Source organism: Streptomyces sp. NPDC002643, from assembly GCF_053592555.1.
In genome coordinates this window covers 380,791-398,379 of record NZ_JBSFVY010000001.1, presented here as the reverse complement: position 1 = coordinate 398,379, position 17,589 = coordinate 380,791, and the positions used below count along the sequence as shown (strand labels likewise).

13 protein-coding genes and 1 pseudogene are annotated in these 17,589 nt (G+C 72.1%); 4 read left to right on the top strand and 10 right to left on the bottom strand.

The window, feature by feature from the left end:
• Positions 1-438: 438 nt before the first annotated feature.
• Positions 439-639: a hypothetical protein gene (locus tag ACWD4G_RS01730; RefSeq protein WP_451290097.1), complete on the bottom strand. Its 201-nt coding sequence runs from the start codon at positions 637-639 to the stop codon at positions 439-441.
• A gap of 646 nt (positions 640-1,285) precedes the next feature.
• On the opposite strand from ACWD4G_RS01730, the gene ACWD4G_RS01725 reads away from it, so the two are divergent.
• Positions 1,286-2,734: a serine/threonine-protein kinase gene (locus ACWD4G_RS01725; protein WP_451290280.1), complete on the top strand. Its 1,449-nt coding sequence runs from the start codon at positions 1,286-1,288 to the stop codon at positions 2,732-2,734.
• A gap of 71 nt (positions 2,735-2,805) precedes the next feature.
• Here ACWD4G_RS01725 and ACWD4G_RS01720 read toward each other — a convergent pair whose 3' ends face one another.
• From ACWD4G_RS01720 to ACWD4G_RS01695, 6 genes and pseudogenes are all read right to left on the bottom strand, one after another.
• A complete protein-coding gene (locus ACWD4G_RS01720; protein ID WP_451290096.1) occupies positions 2,806-3,627 on the bottom strand; it encodes a TrmH family RNA methyltransferase in 822 nt (273 codons plus the stop codon).
• A 117-nt stretch (positions 3,628-3,744) separates the two neighbouring features.
• A complete protein-coding gene (gene cobA, locus ACWD4G_RS01715; protein WP_451290095.1) occupies positions 3,745-4,980 on the bottom strand; it encodes a uroporphyrinogen-III C-methyltransferase in 1,236 nt (411 codons plus the stop codon).
• A 351-nt stretch (positions 4,981-5,331) separates the two neighbouring features.
• Positions 5,332-10,191, bottom strand: coding sequence for a nicotinate-nucleotide--dimethylbenzimidazole phosphoribosyltransferase (gene cobT, locus ACWD4G_RS01710; RefSeq protein WP_451290094.1), 4,860 nt, complete (start codon positions 10,189-10,191; stop codon positions 5,332-5,334).
• A 450-nt stretch (positions 10,192-10,641) separates the two neighbouring features.
• Positions 10,642-11,847 carry a precorrin-6y C5,15-methyltransferase (decarboxylating) subunit CbiE gene (gene cbiE, locus ACWD4G_RS01705; RefSeq protein ID WP_451290093.1) on the bottom strand — a complete coding sequence of 402 codons (1,206 nt, stop codon included), beginning with the start codon at positions 11,845-11,847 and terminating at the stop codon, positions 10,642-10,644.
• Positions 11,848-11,977: 130 nt separating this feature from the next.
• Positions 11,978-12,616, bottom strand: coding sequence for a GNAT family N-acetyltransferase (locus ACWD4G_RS01700; protein ID WP_451290092.1), 639 nt, complete (start codon positions 12,614-12,616; stop codon positions 11,978-11,980).
• A gap of 199 nt (positions 12,617-12,815) precedes the next feature.
• Positions 12,816-13,073: pseudogene (locus ACWD4G_RS01695) on the bottom strand (MetQ/NlpA family ABC transporter substrate-binding protein); the annotation flags it as partial.
• A 112-nt stretch (positions 13,074-13,185) separates the two neighbouring features.
• Between ACWD4G_RS01695 and ACWD4G_RS01690 the strand changes: the two are divergent.
• On the top strand, positions 13,186-13,545 hold the full coding sequence (locus tag ACWD4G_RS01690) for a hypothetical protein (RefSeq protein ID WP_451290090.1): 360 nt from the start codon (positions 13,186-13,188) through the stop codon (positions 13,543-13,545).
• Positions 13,526-13,981 carry a hypothetical protein gene (locus tag ACWD4G_RS01685; protein WP_451290089.1) on the top strand — a complete coding sequence of 152 codons (456 nt, stop codon included), beginning with the start codon at positions 13,526-13,528 and terminating at the stop codon, positions 13,979-13,981. The genes ACWD4G_RS01690 and ACWD4G_RS01685 overlap by 20 nt, the downstream gene beginning before the upstream one ends.
• Before the next feature lie 166 nt (positions 13,982-14,147).
• Here the strand turns inward: ACWD4G_RS01685 and ACWD4G_RS01680 are convergent, their stop codons facing one another.
• The 3 genes from ACWD4G_RS01680 to ACWD4G_RS01670 all read right to left on the bottom strand — a co-directional run bounded on the left by ACWD4G_RS01680 (position 14,148) and on the right by ACWD4G_RS01670 (position 16,508).
• On the bottom strand, positions 14,148-14,645 hold the full coding sequence (locus tag ACWD4G_RS01680; RefSeq protein ID WP_451290088.1) for a GNAT family N-acetyltransferase: 498 nt from the start codon (positions 14,643-14,645) through the stop codon (positions 14,148-14,150).
• Between the two features lie 45 nt (positions 14,646-14,690).
• Positions 14,691-15,197 (bottom strand): RNA polymerase sigma factor, encoded by a 507-nt coding sequence (locus tag ACWD4G_RS01675; RefSeq protein ID WP_451290087.1) that lies wholly within the window; start codon positions 15,195-15,197, stop codon positions 14,691-14,693.
• Positions 15,198-15,272: 75 nt separating this feature from the next.
• A complete protein-coding gene (locus tag ACWD4G_RS01670) occupies positions 15,273-16,508 on the bottom strand; it encodes a glycerophosphodiester phosphodiesterase (RefSeq protein WP_451290086.1) in 1,236 nt (411 codons plus the stop codon).
• Positions 16,509-16,831: 323 nt separating this feature from the next.
• On the opposite strand from ACWD4G_RS01670, the gene ACWD4G_RS01665 reads away from it, so the two are divergent.
• Positions 16,832-17,506, top strand: a complete 675-nt coding sequence (locus ACWD4G_RS01665; protein WP_451290085.1) for a lysophospholipid acyltransferase family protein — start codon at positions 16,832-16,834, stop codon at positions 17,504-17,506.
• The last annotated feature ends 83 nt before the right edge of the window (positions 17,507-17,589 follow it).

The following is a 17,589-nucleotide window of genomic DNA, read 5'->3' as shown; positions in this document are numbered from 1 at the left end:
GGGTGGGTTCCGCAGCTCGGCGGTGACGAGGTGCCGCTGCGCCCACCCTCCCCCACGCTCGGCTTCTCTCCCAGTGCCTTAAGGCCCTGGGAGGTACCCCCAGCGCGGGAGGTACCCCCATCGCCCCAGCGGCACGGTTGCCCGCAGTTGGGGCGGGCGGGGTGGGATGGCGCTCGACATTGGGGCTGCTCGCAGCTTCGTGTGGCGCCGGCCGTTGGTTGTTCGCCCACGAATGCCGCAACCATCAATTGAGGAACCACGACGGCGGACCACCACCTCCGCGAGAGCGGCGCCGGTTCAGGCGCAAAAAGGTGCAACGCCCGCGCAGCTCCCCAGCTGCGCGGGCGTTTATTTGCCGTCCGCCGCACCCCCGTCCCCACGGGGTTTCATGGGTGGATGTCCCCGCCCGGACCGCTCTTCCGGGCCTGGGGTCGCCGCTCAGCGCCCCAGCATCACACCCACGGACGACGCCTGTGTGACCACTGCCTCCCAGCCGCCGAAGGCGTACACCAGCAGGGCCGCCAGGGGGAGGACCATCGCGGTCGCCACCAGGGGGTGGCGACGGCCCGCTCGGCGCTCCGCGGTGAACACCCTGCGCTCTCGCGCGCGGATCGCCGTCCGCGGTGCCGTGTGGGCCATGGTCCCTCCTCCTGACCTGTCTCGTATGTCGTTTGTCGTTGGCAGCGGCGGGTGTCTGACCTCGGGGGACGAGTGCTGCACCCGCCGCTTGACCTCAAATCTAGGCGCGCGGCCGGTGTGGGTCGTCATGCCCTCGTACCGATTGGCGGGCCTCCCCGAGGATGAGCGATGACCTGCGACGTACTCCCCAGGTTGGAGATGAGGTCCTAGGTCTCCGGGTCTTCCCGGAGGGGACGCCCCAGAGATGCGTGGAGTGTCCCTTCTGTCATGGGTTTCGCTCCGCCTCGCTGCCGAGCGGGGCCGGGCGCGGGAATGGGTGACTTCGCTCACTTCCACGACACCTCGCCTTACCGCTGTCGCCACCCGGCGGCCCCCTCGGCGCGCGATCGCCCCGTACGCGCGTGTCGCGTCGCCGGTGTCCACGGGCGTCTCCGCGCCGTCACCCTCCACGAGTTCAATCCCCGTTCTGTGACGGGTGGTTGGGATCGCGGGAGGTCCAGCGCGGTCCCGAACTCCTGTTCCCTGGCCGCCCTTCGAATTCCCCATCCGGCACTGACAATCGATCGGGTCGTGAGGGCGCGGCCTCTGCGCACGCCCGGCCGTGGAAACGTAAGCTGTGGCTCGTCAGACGGAACGGGCAGCGGGGATGAACATGGCGATGATGCGCCTGAGGCGCGAGGACCCGCGCGTCGTCGGCTCGTTCAGGATTCACAGACGGCTCGGCGCGGGTGGGATGGGCGTCGTCTACCTGGGCTCCGACAAGCGCGGACAGCGAGTCGCGTTGAAGGTGATCCGGCCGGATCTGGCGGAGGATCAGGAATTCCGGTCGCGGTTCGCACGCGAGGTGTCGGCGGCGCGCAGGATCAGGGGCGGTTGCACGGCACGGCTCGTCGCGGCCGATCTGGAGGCGGACCGGCCGTGGTTCGCCACCCAGTACGTGCCGGGGCCCTCGCTGCACGACAAGGTCGCCGAGGAGGGCCCTCTATCGGCGGCCGAGGTGGCCGCGGTGGGTGCCGCCCTCTCCGAGGGGCTCGTGGCGGTGCACGAGGCCGGGGTCGTCCACCGTGATCTGAAGCCGTCCAACATCCTGTTGTCGCCCAAGGGCCCCCGGATCATCGACTTCGGCATCGCCTGGGCGACGGGTGCCTCGACGCTGACGCATGTCGGTACGGCCGTGGGGTCGCCGGGGTTCCTCGCGCCCGAGCAGGTGCGCGGGGCCGCGGTCACTCCGGCCACGGACGTCTTCTCCCTCGGGGCCACGCTCGCCTACGCGGCGACCTCCGACTCGCCTTTCGGGCACGGCAGTTCGGAGGTCATGCTCTACCGGGTGGTGCACGAGGAGCCGCAGCTGCGCGGGGTGCCCGACGCGCTCGCGCCGCTCGTCCGCGCCTGTCTCGCCAAGGACCCCGAGGAACGGCCCAGCACCCTGCAACTGTCGCTGCGGCTCAAGGAGATCGCGGCCCGCGAGGCGCAGGGGCTGTCGGATGTTCGCCCGCCCGCGCCCCGTACGGACTCCGACCGGCCCTCGGGGCGGCTCGCGGAGCAGTACGTGGAGCAGCGGACGCTGCGGCAGCCGCCCGCGACCCGAGAGCTACGGGATGGACGGGACGGGCGGGAGGCGCGCGACACGCGTGGGTCGCAGCCGGGCCGGAGCGGTGCGGCCGGTACGCCGTTGCCCCGGAGCGGGGGTGCGCCGTCCCGTACGGGTGGGGGCGGTTCACGGACCGGTGGCGGGTCGCGGCCGGGGGGTCGGGCCGTGCCGTCGCGGAACACCAACGGCTCGGGGCGGCGGCCCGTGCCTCGGGGTGCGGCCGGGCGGCCGGGGCCCCGGACCAACGGGAGCGGGCGGCGGCCCGCCAACCCTCGGTTGCTGCGGCAGCGGATCTTCGTGTTCGTCGTGGTGACGCTGCTGGCCGCGATCGGTATCGCCACGGCGCAGGGGTGCCAGGGGCCGTCTCGGGGGCTGGGCGACGAGGGCGGCGTACGCAAAGGTGCGGGGCAGGCTCGGGAGCAGCAGGGGTTCACGCCGTTGCCCACGGATGAGTTGACGCGGCAGCGGTACTCCTCGACCGTCGAGGTCGCGGAGCACGGCTGACGGCTGTCCGCGTCGGCCGGGTGCCGCTCGCTTCGGAACAGGCGCCGCCCCAGCGGCACGACCGCCCGTGGCTATGGGGAGTGCGGGCGGCCCGTGGCCACCGCGTAGAAGGCGACTGCCGCCGCCGCGCCCACGTTGAGGGAGTCGACTCCGTGGGCCATGGGGATGCGGACCCATTCGTCGGCCGCCATCAGGGCCTTGGTGGAGAGGCCGTCGCCCTCCGCGCCCAGCATCAGGGCGACCCGGTCCATCTTGTGCGGGGCGGCCTCGTCCAGGGACTTGGCCTTCTCGTCCGGGGTGAGGGCGAGGAGGGTGAAGCCCGCGTCCCGGACGGCGTCGAGGCCCTTGGGCCAGGTGGTGAGCCGGGCGTACGGGACCGAGAAGACCGCGCCCATGGAGACCTTGACGCTACGGCGGTAGAGCGGGTCGGCGCAGTCGGGTGAGAGCAGGACGGCATCCATGCCGAGGGCGGCGGCCGAGCGGAAGATCGCGCCGATATTGGTGTGGTCGTTGACCGACTCCATGATCACGACGCGGCGGGCCGTGCGGAGGAGTTCCGCTTCCGTCGGCAGGGGCTTGCGCTGCATGGAGGCGAGGGCGCCGCGGTGGACGTGGTAGCCGGTGACCTGTTCGGCGAGTTCGGGGCTGACCGCGTAGACGGGCGCCGGGAGTTCGTCGATGACGTCGCGCATGACGTCGACCCACTTGGCGGAGAGCAGCATCGAGCGCATCTCGTAGCCGGCCGCCTTGGCCCGCCGGATGACCTTCTCGCCCTCGGCGATGAACAGGCCCTCGGCGGGTTCGCGGCGGCGGCGCAGCTCGACGTCGGTCAGGCCCGTGTAGTCGCGCAGACGGGGGTCGTCGGGGTTCTCAACGGTGATGAGATCGGCCACAGGGGTGATACTGCCTTGTCCTGGGTGTGGTGCCAACGGCTGGGAACGGGTTGGGTTACCCGCGGTTACGCTTACGCCGTGGCGGAGGCTTTCGGTCCGGTGTCGAGGAGCGCGGTCCTAGTCGGTCGAAGGGTTCGGGCCCACGTTCACGACCTCGCCGATGACGATGACCGCCGGGGGCTTCACCTCGTGGGTGAGTACCGCTTCGCCGGCCGTGGTGAGGGTCGCGTCGACTCGGCGTTGGCCGGCCGTGGTGCCCTCCTGGATCAGGGCGACCGGGGTGTCCGGGGACTTGCCGTGGGCGATGAGGGTCTCGGCGACCTTGGCGATCGTGCCGACGCCCATCAGGATCACCAGCGTGCCGGTCAGCTTGGCGAGGGACGGCCAGTCGACCAGGGAGCGCTCGTCGTCGGGGGCGATATGGCCGCTGACCACCGTGAACTCATGGGCCACACCCCGGTGGGTGACCGGGATGCCCGCGGCGCCCGGAACCGAGATCGAGCTGGAGATACCGGGCACGACCGTGCAGGGGATGCCCGCTTCGGCCAGCGCCTGGACCTCCTCCATGCCGCGCCCGTAGACGAAGGGGTCGCCGCCCTTGAGGCGTACGACCGACTTGCCCTGCTTGGCGTGTTCGATCAGGGCGTTGTTGATGGCCTCCTGAGCCATGAAGCGGCCGTACGGCAGTTTCGCCGCGTCGATCACCTCGACGTTCGGGGGGAGTTCGGCGAGCAGGTCGCGGGGGCCTAGGTGGTCGGTGATGACGACGTCGGCCTCGGCGAGGAGGCGACGGCCCCGGACGGTGATGAGGTCGGGGTCGCCGGGGCCGCCGCCGACCAGGGCGACTCCGGAGGCGCGGGTGCGGTGGTGCGGGGCGACGAGGGTGCCGTCGCGCAGGCCCTCGACGACCGCGTCACGGATGGCGGCGGTGTGGCGCGGGTCGCGGCCCTTGGCGTCGGTGGTGAGAACGGCGATGGTGACGCCCTCGCTATGGCCCGTCGCCGGGGTCCAGGCGGTGGCCTCCTCGGCGTTGTCGGAGCGCACGCACCAGACGCGGTGCCGTTCGGCCTCGGCCGAGGCGAGGGTGTTGGCCGCCGTGTCGCCGGTGGCGATGAGGGCGTACCAGGCGTCGGCGAGGTCGCCCTCCGCGTAGGGGCGCTTCGCCCAGGTCAGCTCACCGGCGTCGGCCATCGCCTCGACCGAGGGGGTCACGGACGGGGAGACGAGGAGGATGTCGGCGCCCGCTGCGATGAGGGCCGGGAGACGGCGTTGGGCCACATGGCCGCCGCCGAGGACGACGACCTTGCGGCCGGTGAGGCGGAGGCCCACGGGGTAGGCGGGGTGTTCGGCCATGAGGGTGCGGCTCCTCTTGTGGCGGCGGTGCGAGCTGGGCGACTGCGGCGTTGGAGTGGCCCTGACGTGCGATTTTACGGGGCGGTGGGGTGGGGGTGGCCGGTGGGGTGAGTGGCCTCGGGCCGGGTGCGGGTGGGGGCGGGGTGGGTGGGGTTTTCTCTCCCCGTACCCGCCCCTTCCCGAAACGGGGGGGCTCTGCCCCCCGCCCCCGAGAGTGTGCGGCCCGGTGGGCGGGCTGTGCCCACCCTCCCCCACGCTCGGCTTCGCTCGCGCGGGAGGTACCCCCATCGCCCCAGCGGAACGACTGCCCACAGCCCTGACGGGGTTTTCGAGGCGCCCCGAGTTGTAGCCCTACTTTTCCGTTACCCCCGCCGAGTCGAAGGTCGCCACCTCGTGCATTGCTCTTGCCGCGCTCTGGACCACCGGGAGGGCCAGGAGGGCGCCGGTGCCCTCGCCGAGGCGGAGGTCCAGGTCGACCAGGGGGCGGAGGCCGAGTTTCTTCAGGGCGGCGACGTGGCCCGGTTCGGCGCTGCGGTGGCCGGCGATGCAGGCGGCCAGGACCTCGGGGGCGATGGCGCGGGCCACCAGGGCGGCGGCGCCGGCGCTCACGCCGTCGAGGATGACCGGGGTGCGCAGGGAGGCGCCGCCGAGGAGGAGGCCGACGATGGCGGCGTGTTCGAAGCCACCGATCGCGGCGAGGACGCCGATGGGGTCGGCCGGGTCCGGCTGGTGGAGTTCGATGGCGCGGCGGACGACGTCGGTCTTGCGGGCGAGGGTCTCGTCGTTGATGCCGGTGCCCCGGCCGGTGACCTCGGAGGGGTCGGCGCCGGTGAAGACGGAGATCAGGGCGGCGGACGCCGTGGTGTTGGCGATGCCCATCTCACCGGTGAGGAGGGCCTTGTTGCCGGCCGCGACCAGATCGCGGGCCGTCTCGATGCCGACCTCGATGGCCTGCTTGGCCTCCTCGCGGGTCATCGCGGGCCCGGTGGTCATGTCGGACGTACCGGCGCGGACCTTGCGCGGCAGCAGCCCCGGTGTCGCGGGCAGATCGGTGGCGACGCCCACGTCGACGACGCAGACCTCGGCGCCCACCTGGTTGGCGAAGGCGTTGCAGACCGCTCCCCCACCCAGGAAGTTGGCCACCATCTGGGCCGTGACCTCCTGCGGCCACGGGGTGACGCCCTGGGCGTGGACGCCGTGGTCGCCCGCGAAGATGGCGACGGCCGCGGGCTCGGGGATCGGCGGCGGGCACTGGCGGGACAGACCGGACAGCTGGGCCGAGATGATCTCCAGCATGCCGAGCGCACCCGCCGGCTTCGTCATCCGCTTCTGCCGCTCCCACGCCTCGCCGAGCGCCTTGGCGTCCAGCGGGCGGATACCGGCGACGGTCTCGGCGAGCAGGTCGTGCGGGTCCTCCCCGGGCAGCGCGCGGCGGCCGTACGTCTCCTCGTGGACGACCCACGACAGCGGGCGGCGCTTGGCCCAGCCCGCCTGCATCAGCTCGGGCTCCTCCGGGAACTCGTCGACGTAGCCGACGCACAGGTAGGCGACCACTTCCAGGTGCTCGGGCAGGCCGAGGGCGCGGACCATCTCGCGCTCGTCGAAGAAGCTGACCCAGCCGACCCCGAGACCCTCGGCGCGGGCCGCGAGCCACAGGTTCTCGACGGCGAGCGCGGAGGAGTACGGGGCCATCTGCGGCTGGGTGTGGCGGCCCAGGGTGTGGCGGCCGCCCCGGGTCGGGTCGGCGGTGACGACGATGTTCACCGGGGTGTCGAGGATGGCCTCGATCTTCAGTTCCTTGAACTGCTTCGCCCGGCCCTTGGGCAGCGACTTGGCGTAGGCCTCACGCTGGCGCTGGGCGAGTTCGTGCATCGTGCGGCGTGTGTCGGCGGAGCGGATGACCACGAAGTCCCAGGGCTGGGAGTGGCCCACGGAGGGTGCCGTGTGGGCGGCCTCCAGGACGCGGAGCAGCACATCGTGCGGGATCGGGTCGCTACGGAAGCCGTTGCGGATGTCGCGGCGCTCCCGCATCACCTTCAGGACGGCCTCGCGTTCGGCCTCGTCGTAGGGGGGTGCGGCCGGGCCCGAGGGCTGCCGTACTTCTTCCGGCGCTTCGTTCACTGCGGCCGTGCTCTCTTCGACTGCTGCTTCGTTCGCTTCCACGGCCAACGCCTCCGCCTCGCGGTCTTCCTGGTCGGCGGCCCTGGTCTCCAGGTCCTCCGCGTGCTGGACGGCATCGGCATCGCCGTCCGCCGCCGCGAGCGGCTGCGGTACGACGATCGTCTCGGCCTCGGAGTCGCGCGGGGCGGGGACCGTGGGGACGGACTCCGCCGGCTGGGCTTCCTGGGAGTCGTCGGCCGTGTGCGCGGGTGCCTCGACGGCGGGCGGCTTCGGCTGCTCGTCCGCTGCCGTGTCGGTGGGCGTCGGCGGTGCCGTCGTGCCCTGGGACGGGGTCGGGGCCAGATGCGGAGTGGTCGGCACCGAACCCTCGACCGGCACGAACCGGCCCAACGGCTGGTCGGTCTGCGGCCCTTGAGGCGCCCCCTGGAGCACGCCGGACCCGGTCGGCGTCCGGACGACGGCGCCCTGGGGTGCGTCGAGAGGCGAGACCGCGGCCATCGGCTGCGCCGCCACCGGGGACGTGGCCAGGGGTGGTTCGGCTGCGGCGGGGGCGACGGCCTCGGGGGCCGCCGGGGCTGCGGTTGTGACTGCGGCTGCGACTGCGACGGGCTGTGCCGCCTCGTCTGCGGCTGCGGCTGCGGGTACGGGTTCGGTCTCGGGGGCCGCTTCCGGTTGTTCGGCCTCGGGTTGTGCCGGGGCCTGCTGGGCGGCCTCTGGGTGCGTGGGCTCCGGTTGTACGGCTTCGGGTTGCGCGGCCTCGGGCTGCGCGGAATCCGGCTGTACGGCGTCGGTGGCGGCGGCTGCTGCTTCGGCGGGCTCTTGGGCCGGGTTCTCGGCGGCCTGGTCCGCGTTGGCTTCGGTGGCCTCCGGTTCGGGCTCCGGCTGGGGGGCGGCCTCCGGCTCGGGGGCCTCGGCGGTCTGCGCGGCCTGGTCGGCCTCGCCTTCCGCGCCGGGCGCGATGTCCTCGGCGGCCTGGGGTGCCTGGGCTGCGGGCTGGGGCTGGGCGGGGTCCGGCGTCTGCGCCTCTTCGGGAGCGGCCTGCGACTGGGCCGGTGCGTCCTCGGCCTCGGCCGCCGAGGGCTCTGCCGCCTGGGCCTCTGCCTGCTCGGCTCCCGCCTCGGCGTCCGTCGGCTGAGGCTCGGCGCCGCCCTCGGCCCCGACCTCGGCTGCGGCGGGCTCCGCCGTCTGCGCCTCCGGGGCGGCCGGGGCCTCCGTGGGCTGGTGCGGGTCCTGTGCGGCAGCGGCCTCCTGTGTGGCGTCCGGCGCCACGGGCCCGTCCTGCTCGCCTTCGGCTTCGGCGGCGTTCTGCTCGGCCGGGGTCTCGGTGACGTTCTGTTCGGACGCGTCGGGGACGGCCTGCTGATCGGCCCCGGCGGCCACGGGCGGCTGCTCGGTCACGGCCGCCCCCGGCTGGTGCTCGGCGACTGCGACGGGCTGTTCGGCGGTGTCCGGCACGGCAGACGGCTCGGGAGCGTCGGCCTGCGGGGAGGCCGGGCCCTCGGCCTGGGGTGCCCCGGAGTCATCCGCCTCCGGAGGCAGGGCGCCATCGGGCGACGGCTGTACGGAGGCAGCGACCGGCCCGGCGCCGCCCTCGGGCTCCTGGGGCACCTCCTGGGCCTCGGTGGCATCCTGCGCCCGGGAGGGGTCGGGGTCCTGGGCAGCCGGGGGGAACGGGACGGCCTCCGGTGCCTGCGCGGCCTCCGCGACCGGCTCGGCGGCTGCCTCCGCCGGGCTCTGCGCCTCGGGTGCCGTCTCCACGGCTTCGGGGAGCCGCGCGGCCTCGGGCTGCGGAACCCCGGCCTGCGCCTCCGCTACCTGCCGGCCCTCGGCGGCCTCCGCGACCGAGGGTTCCACGGCCGCATCCCGCGAGGGAACGGCAGCGGCGGCCTGGACATCGGCGACTTCCCCGGGCTGCCCCGCTACGACACCGGACGCGTCGACGGCCTCCGGAGCCTGCGGCTGGGGCTGCGGCTGAGCGGCGGCCGGGACATCGACGGCCTCCGGGACCTGAGCCTCCGGCTGAACGGCAACCGGACCTTCGGCGACCTCCGGAGCCCCCGCCTCGGGCTGGATACCGCCCGGAACCTCAGCGGACTGAGGAGCCCGCGCCTCGGGCTGGGCACCAGCCGGGCCCTCCACGACCTCCGGCGCTCCGACCTCGCCGCCAGCGACCACCGGCACCCCGGCCTCCGCCCCAGCGACCTCCGGTGCCTCGACACCAGAGACACCAACGGCACCAGAAACATCGGCAACATCAGGAACGTCAGCGACAGCCGCGGCCGCCCCCGCCTCCCCGACAGCCACCCGGCCCGTCACGATCTCCTGGGTCTGGGCGTACGCCGCCTCCTGGGCCAGGACGAAGGCCGCGTCCTGCTCCTGGTACAGGGCCTCGGCGTCCTCGACCGGCTGGTGGGCCTGGTGAAGGACGTCGGCGCTGCCGGGCGCCACCATCGGCGTCGCCCCCTCCGCAGCCAACGGTGTCTGCGCCACCGCGACCGAAACCTGGTCCTCCCGCGGAGCGACCGTTTCTGCAGCCGCTCCCCCTGCGGGCACCGTCTCCGGCGGCACGGGCGTACCCCATGGCGTCACGCCCTGTGGGGGTACGTCGAGGTATTCGGGGCCGGTGGTGGGCGGGCCGGGGTGGCGTACGGCGCCGGGGTGGACGGGGGCGCCCGCGGGGCCGCGGTCGGCGAGGGAGCGTACGGGGCTGGCGGAGGCGTCGGAGGTGGGCGGGCCCATGTGCAGCGGGCGGCGGGCGACCGGCGGCTGCGGGACGGGGGTCGCGACGGGGTGGCGTACGGCGCCGAGGTCGATGGAGCCGCTGTCCCGGCCGGAGGTCTCGTGCGGGCCGGGCTGGAAGGCCTGCTCCTGGGCGGGCTCGGGAAGGACATGGGCGACGGGCTCGGGGGCGGGGGGCGGGACTTCGTTGCCCCATGCGCCCTGGGCGCTCGGCAGCAGCAGTTCGTCGTCCTCGGGGACGGTGGTCTCGGAGAGGTAGGTGTACGCACCCGGCGCGGCGACGCCCGGCTGCTCCACCATGCCCGCGCTCTCCGGCTGTCCCTCGCCCGGGACCTGGCCGGTGTCCGTCATGCGTACCCCTCGCCCATCCGTTTGTGCCTCAATGCCAGCTGGCCCTGGAGCGGCGCACCGACCGCTCCACAGTGGAGAACGAGCGTGCGTGCCCAGCGGCACGAGACGACCTGCCTGCAAGTCGACAAAGCCACTACGTGGTCATTGTCGCGGTCGTCCCCCCGTCACGACAGCATGATCCGCGACGGTCCGCTGTGGACTGCGCCACGTTGCGCGTCCTCCCGTTACCGCCGTACCACACACGCCCTCAAAACGGGCACGCTTTCCGGACATTGGCCGACGAACCGCCGGGGCCGGAGTGCGGTACAACGGCTGGCCAGCCTACCGCGCCGGTACGACAACCGGATCACAGGGAACGTTCGGGCAGGGCTCCGGGCACCGTCTCGGGGGCCTTTCGGGCAGGGCTCCGGGGCGGTCAGGCGCAACGCGCGGACAGGATTTCGGGCACGGTCACAGGGAACGTTCGGGCAGGCTTCCACTGATGAGGAAGGCGACGGTCCGTTCCCTCTCCGTCCAGACCCTTGTATCGAGTTCGACGGACTGTACGAAGTCGCACTGGACGTCATATCCGTGCTCGGTGAGGTCGCGGCCGATGCGTTCGGCGGTGGGGCGGGTGAGGGCGTGGGTGACGATGCGTTGGGGGCGGCGGTCGGCGACGGCGGAGACCACGGCCGCTCCCCCGCCGCCGACGCGGACGACATCGGGTTCGGGGAGGTTCTCCAGCGCGTGCGGGGCGGCGCCGTGGACGACTTGGAGCTGCACGCCGAAGCGGCGGGCGGTGAGGGTCGTACGGCTGCAGGCCTCGGGGTCGCGGTCGACGGCGATGACGGCGGCGCCGTGGCGGGCGGCCTCGGCGGCGAAGGCGCCGCTGCCGGAGCCGATGTCCCACACGAGGTCGCCGACGCGCGGTCCGAGGCGGGCGAGTTGGGAGGAGCGCAGCAGTTCGGCCTCGCCCTCGCCGAGGCCGCCGCCGTAGGCGCGGGCGGGCAGGGCCCAGCCTCGTGGTCCGGCGGCGGGGTCGCGGCCGGCGATCCAGCCGTCGGCGGCGGCTGTCTGGCCGCCGATGACGATGACGATGTTGGGGTCGCGCCAGGCGTGGTCGACGGCCTTGTCGGAGGTGACGACGGTGACGCGTTCGCGCGCGGTGCCGAGTTCCTCGCAGATGACGAAGGTGCGGTGAACTCCGTCGAGGAGCAGGCCGAGTTCGGCGGGGCCGGCGCCGGGTGAGGTGAGGACGGCGACCTTGGTGTGGGCGCGGCAGACGTTGACGGCGCGGCGCAGTGTACGGCGGTGGGCGACGACGACCTGGGCGTCGTCCCAGGGCATACCGGCGCGGGCGAAGGCGGCGGCCACGGAGGAGACGGCCGGTACGACCTCGACCTCGACTCCGAACTCGGGGGCCCTGAGGGTGCGGACGACGCCGAAGAAGCCGGGGTCGCCGTCGGCGAGCACCACGGCGGTGCCCCGGTGGGCGGCGATACGGCGGGCGGCGAGGGCGACGCTGCCGAGCCGGACGCGTTCGGCGGTCGGGGGTACTTCGGGCAGTGCCAGATGGTGGGCCGCGCCGGCGACCAGGGTGGCGGCGCCGAGTGCGGAGCGTGCCGCGGCGGTCAGGGGGGAGCCGTCCCAGCCGATCACCGTGACCCGGTCGGCCATCGTCGTCAGTCTCCTGGGTTCTTCGCGGGTCGTTCGGGAAGGCCCGCACGGGGGGTCACGTGAGGGTACCCGGTGACGTGGAAGTCCCCGGCGGCCGGGCGGTGGGTGGGGGCGGCCCGTGGCCGCGCGTTCAGTTCCAGTCGGAGTACGAGCCGTAGCCGCCGTTGTCGGCGAGTTCGTCGCTGACGCCCTCGATGTCCTCGGGGAGGAGGCTCCAGATGATGAAGTCCGTGCGGATCTCGGTCCAGTGGTCGTCGGCGGTACGGGCGCGCGCTATGCAGGCGTTGCGCAGGACGCCTTCGCTGATACAGCCGATCTTCTGGGCGACCTGCTGGGAGGCGGTGTTGTCGGCGGCGGTGCGCAGCTCGATGCGCTCGAACTTCTGCTCGCGGAACAGCCATTGGGCGGCGGCGAGGGTCGCCTCGGAGGCGTAGCCCTCGCCGCGTGCCCAGGGGGCGATGACGTACGACATCTCGCTGGAGCGGACCCGCCAGTCGGCATGTCGCAGATGGACGATGCCGACGAGGCGCTGGGTGAGGAACTCGTCGACGGCGAAGACGATGCCGCGGCCCTCGGTGCGTTGGGCGGGGGCCTGTTCGGTGATCCAGCGCCGGGCGTCCTCCCGGGTGTACGGGTGGGGGACGGAGGTCCAGGCGGTGACCATCTCGTCGTTCATCATCTCCGCGAACGCCTCGATGTCGTCCTCGTCGAACGCGCGCAGAACCAACCGCTCCGTGCTGATGGAGATGTCGGGAAAGGTGCTCATCATGCGCCGCTCCGTAACCTTCGAACCCTTGAGGCCTGAACCGTCGAAACCTTTGAGGCCTGCTGAACTGCCCAGCATGCAGCATGAAAGCACTGAATCGCACCACAGGGTCCACCCCGAGTGATCGAGTGGACCCCATGCGTGGCGATACGCCGTATACGCCCCCGGCTCCGGATCGAACGGCAGCCGCTCAAGCGGTCGATCAGAAGGACGGGATGACGGAACCGTCGTACTGGTCCTCGATGGACTTCCTGACCTCGTCGGAGGTGAGGAGCTTGGCGAGCTTCTTCACGCGCGGGTCGTCCTTGACGGACTCCAGTACGAGGGCGTCCTCGGCCGGCTTCGGGTCGGCCTCGATGGCGTAGGTGCCGTTGACGACGGCGGCGTCGACGTCGTCGAGGGAGCGCGGGGTCTGGGCCGCCTCCCACTCCTTGAACTGGAGGTTCTTGGGGTTCTTGGTGCTCCTGGCCCAGTACCGCAGGCCCTGAGAATGGGGGCCGATGGGGCATCGAGGGACCCCTTCGTCCGGGGTCGGCGGTGGCAGGGCTTTTCGGCCGTATTAGGGTCACGGCATGCTTGTTGCCCTGACGGTGACGACCGCCGTCGCCGCGCTGTTGCTCGCCGCGTGGTGCGGCTGGGCCGCGTACCGAGATCAGCCGACCAAGGACTGGCACTTCATCGGCATGGCCGTGGTGACGGTGCTGGCCCTGATCCAACTGGTCGTCGGAATCGTGCAGTTGGCGCGGGGCGAGAAGCCGGAGCAGGGGACCACGATCTTCGTGTCCTACCTCCTCGGGGCGTTCGCCTGCGTCCCGGTGACCGGATTCATGTCGCTCGCGGAGCGGACCCGGTGGGGCAGTGTGACCGTCGCGGCGGGTGGTGTGGTGCTGGCCGTGTTGCAGGTGCGGCTCTATGACATCTGGGGAGGCTGAGGTGTCCGGAGTGCGGGAGGAGCCGGGTGCCGAGCGGGCCCGGCTGATCAGCGGGCCCGGGATGCTGCTGGTGTGGCTCTACGGGGTGATGGTCGTCGGGGCCGTGTCGCGGTCCGTCGTCCAGATCTCCACCGAGTTCGAGCACGCGCCGCTCGCCTACTCGCTGTCCGCCGTCGCGGGCGTCGTGTACGGGTTCATCACGTACTCGCTGGTGCGGGGCGGGGAGTTCGCCCGCCGGGCCGCGCGGGTGTGCTGTGCGGTGGAGTTGGCGGGCGTGCTGGTCGTGGGGACGTGGACGCTGGTGGAGCCGTCGGCGTTTCCGGACAAGACGGTGTGGTCGGATTACGGGATCGGGTACTTGTTCATTCCGGTGATTCTGCCGATCACGGCGATGTACTGGCTGCGGAAGAGTGCGCGGCAGGGGGAGACGGGCTGAGGTTTCTGGGCGACTGCAGGTCCGTTGTGGCTGGTCGCGCGGTTCCCCGCGCCCCTTGAAAGCCGGGGGGTGCCCCCAGCCCTTTAGGGGCGCGGGGAACTGCGCGACCAGCCAGACACGACCCGCAGTCGCCCGAAAACCTCAGGCCGCACCCCAGTAGGCGCCCCTAAGCCGTAGCCGCGTACGCCTCCGCAGGCTTCTCCAGCACCACCATCGGCACCCCGTCCTGCCCCTGGCTCGTGCCCACCGCCTCATACCCGACCCTGCGGTACAACCGCAGATTCCCCTCGCTGCGGTGGCCCGCGCTGAGGCGGAACCTCGTGGCGCCGTGATCCTCCACGAGGGCCGACTCGGCGGCGCGGAGCAGCCTCGCCCCGATGCCGTGCCCCTGGAGGCGGGGGTGGACGCAGAGTTTGCCGATCGAGGCGGTGCCGTCCTCGTCGATCGCGCCGCGCACCGAGCCGACGACCTCGTCGCCGAGCCGGGCCACGAACACACAGTCGGAGGCGACCTCTTCGCGAACGGAGTCGAGGCTCTGCACGAGCGGGTCGATCCGGTAGTTGCCGTACAGCGCCGCCTCGCTCTGGAAGCACAGGTACTGCAGCCTGAAGATCTGCTCGGCGTCCTGCTCGTTCGCCACGGAGATGGTCACGCTCATGCCCATGTGTGCACGCCTCCCGCTCACCTGCTCACCAGTTGTCCTTCACTCCTATCCCCGTGGTTCGCGCGCCGCAACCTCCACGGCGAGCAAACGACGCAGACATCCAAGGCATCTGGAACGTTCCGGACCCAAGCTGCCCTGTGAGATACCCAACTTGCCCGCGATCTCGCGGTACGTGAGGTCCTGCGGTGACAGCAGTGCCGCGAGCAGGCTGGGGCAACGGCCGGGGAGTCGGCGTACGGCGGCGTGCAGGGCGCGGCGGCGGGCGGCGGCGAGGGCCTGCTGTTCCGGGCAGGCCGCGCGGTCGTCGGCGGGCTCGTCGGCATAGGGCTGTTCGACCCTGGCCTTGCGGCGGCTGAGACGGGCCTCGAAGCGGACGGCGCTGCGCAGCCAGGCCTCGGGATCGGCGGGCGGTCCGTCCGTGTCGAGGCGTTCCAGCAGCCGTAGCCAGACCGCCTGTTCCAGGTCTCCCGCCTCCGCGCCGGCGGCCGGGGCCTCGGCCGACACCTCCGCGACCAGCAGGGGCCGGAGGGTGGCGAGCATGTCGTGACTCATATGCCCCGGGACGCCGCCGCCCCGGCAAGGGGTTGCCGGGGCGGACGGGAGTTACCCCCATCGGGGGCAGGGGGCTCAGTCGTTGACGAAGTCCGCGTGGGCCAGGAGGCCCGTGTCCGGGTTGTCGGTGAAGATGCCGTCGATGCCGGTGTCGAAGTACACCTTGAACGCGCCGAAGGCGTCGCCGTAGGCGTTGGCGTCCGTGCCCTTGCGGAACTCGGCGGGCAGGAAGCTGTTCTCGTTGCGCATCGTGTAGGGGTGCAGGATCAGGCCCTCGGCGTGCGCGTCGCGGACGAGGGTGGTCGGCGTGGTGAGCCTGCCGCTCGTGTCGCGCGGGATGATCAGGTCCAGCGTGGGGCCGATGCCGTGGGCGTACGAGGCGATCCAGGCCAGGCCCTCCGGCTTGACCAGGTCCGCGACGGTGCGCGGGTCGCCCGCCTCGACGAAGTCCCAGGGGCGGGTGGAGGCGCCGGACAGCAGGACGACGAGCGGGCTGTCGACCAGGCGGCCCAGGCGCTGGATGCTGCCGGGCTCGAAGGACTGCAGGAAGACCGGGGAGTTCTTCTTGTGGCGGTCGTACTTGCGCAGCAGCTTGGCGAGCGGCTCCTCCAGGCCGAGGCCGAGCCCCCGGAAGTAGGTGGGGTGCTTGGTCTCGACGTGCAGCCAGATCCGCTTGCCGCGCTTCCTGCCCTCCTTGTCGGCCCAGCGCAGGACCTCCTCGAAGGAGGGGATGGTCCAGCGGCCGTCGTAGAGGGTGTTCTCCTGGCGGACGCCCGGGATGCGCTCCTTGGCGCGCAGGGTCTTCAGCTCGGCGAGCGTGAAGTCCTCGGTGAACCAGCCCGTGTAGGTGACACCGTCGACCACCTTCGTGGTCTTCCGGCCGGCGAACTCTGGGTGGTCGGCGACATCGGTCGTCCCGGTGATGTCGTTCTCGTGACGGCACACGAGATGGCCGTCCTTGGTGGGCACGAGGTCCTGCTCGATGACGTGCGCGCCCATGTCGAGGGCGAGCTGGTACGAGCCGAGCGTGTGCTCCGGGCGGTAACCGCTCGCGCCCCGGTGCGCGATGACCGTCGGTACCGGCAGGCTCCGGTAGCCGCCTCCGGACGAACCGAGCGACGACGCACCGCGCGATGTCGACTCGGCCGCGCCCGCCGTACCCGGCAGTCCGAGGACCGCCCCGCCCGCTCCCAGCATCGCGGCGCCGAGCAGCGCCCTCCGGCCCGCGCCCCGCCCCTGCTCGTACGCGTGCTCGTACGAGCCCCGCGACTCGCCGGTCGCCGACGGCTCTCTCAACTCCTGCGTCCCCATGACGGCTCCTCCCACCGTGCGCCTGTCAAAGCGGGACGATGGTAGGTGTCATGAAGTGACCGTTGGGAGACCTGGGACCGAACACACGGATGACGCCTTGTGTCGCACTGGAGGCGGAAGTTGACAGGGCATCGCATCCGGAGCGCGACATGCGTCACATGTCGGACCTCGGCTTCGGCGGGTCATCGGGGCGCCACCGCAGGTAAAGCTGCGTCAATAGTGTGTATCCACTCGGTGAACCCGATGTGCGTCACCCGCGAAAGCGGGAGTATCGTCCTCACCTGCACAGACTTGTACCGGAACCCTTGACATGGGAGGGCCCGTTGTCCCGCTTCGCGCTCATCAAGGCAGTGCTCGGACCGATCATGCGTCTGATGTTCCGCCCCCGGGTGGAAGGCGTGGAGCACATCCCGGGGGACGGTCCGGTCATCCTCGCCGGCAACCACCTCACCTTCATCGACTCGATGATCCTGCCGCTGGTCTGCGACCGGCAGGTCTTCTTCATCGGCAAGGACGAGTACGTCACCGGCAAGGGCTTCAAGGGCCGGCTGATGGCGTGGTTCTTCACCGGCGTCGGCATGATCCCCGTCGACCGCGACGGCGGACGCGGTGGCGTCGCCGCGCTGATGACCGGGCGGCGCGTGCTGGACGAGGGCAAGGTGTTCGGTATCTACCCCGAGGGCACAAGGTCGCCCGACGGGCGGCTGTACCGGGGGCGTACGGGTATCGCCCGGCTGACCCTGATGACGGGGGCGCCCGTCGTTCCGTTCGCGATGATCGGCACGGACAAGATTCAGCCGGGGGGTGCGGGGTTGCCCCGGCCGGGGCGGGTCACTGTGCGGTTCGGCGAGGCGATGGAGTTCTCTCGGTATGAGGGGATGGATCGGGATCGGTATGTTTTGCGGGCTGTGACCGATTCTGTGATGGCTGAGGTTATGCGGCTTTCTGGGCAGGAGTATGTGGATATGTACGCGTCTAAGGCTAAGGAAGCGGCGTAGTTGGTTCGTTGCCGGGTGCGGGTTCGGTGGGGGCTGGTCGCGCCCACGCGGCGGAGCCGCAAATCGACACAGCCCCGCGCCCC